This window comes from Nonomuraea corallina (assembly GCF_027620315.1).
Classification (GTDB): Bacteria; Actinomycetota; Actinomycetes; order Streptosporangiales; family Streptosporangiaceae; genus Nonomuraea; species Nonomuraea corallina.
Window position 1 is genome coordinate 1 of record NZ_JAPNNL010000358.1, and the last position, 631, is coordinate 631.

Consider the following 631-nt stretch of genomic DNA (forward strand, 5'->3'; position numbering starts at 1 on the left):
CCTGTCCGGTGGGCGCCCCGCAGTTGCGGCTGGTGACGTTGCGCCAGGTCTGGTTGTTGGAGCCGCCGTAGGTGACCCCGTTGAAGGTCGGCCTGACCCGCTCCGAGCCCGCGTACCCCCAGGAGGCCGAGCCGCTGCCGTCGGCGTCGTAGCCGAGCTCGAAGTGCAGGTGCGGATGCCCGTTGGAGGTCGGACCCGTCGCCCCGACCTTGCCGATCGTCGTGCCCGTCTTCACCTTCGCGCCGACCGAGACGGACCGGGACTTCAGGTGCAGGTACGTGGTGTAGTAGCCGCCGCCGTGGTTGATCTGGATCACGTTGCCGGCGTTGCTGTGGTAGAAGGCCTGGTTCACCGTCCCGGCGGCCGGGGCGACCAGCGTCGCGCCGTCGGTGCCGTGCTGGTCGGGCTCCTTCACCATGTCCAGCGCGGGTGCGTGCGCCCAGGTGTCCAGCCGCCACTGCTGGCCGCACAGGAAGGGCAGTTGCAGATTCGGCGCCGCCAGGGCGGGGCTCGCCGTGGCGGCCAGGCCGATGGCGGCGATGAACGCGGTGGCGAGGCCGGCTCGTAAGGCCGTGAATCGGGGCATGACAGTTCCTCCAAGGGATCGGCGTGCGTTTCGGTTGACCGTGCG

The 631-nt window shown here is 70.4% G+C and carries 1 protein-coding gene; it reads right to left on the bottom strand.

The genetic code is table 11. The features are described from left to right. Nucleotides 1-586: M23 family metallopeptidase (locus OUY22_RS36685; protein ID WP_270159919.1), on the bottom strand; the 586-nt coding region annotated here is incomplete at its 3' end. Nucleotides 587-631 lie beyond the last annotated feature (45 nt).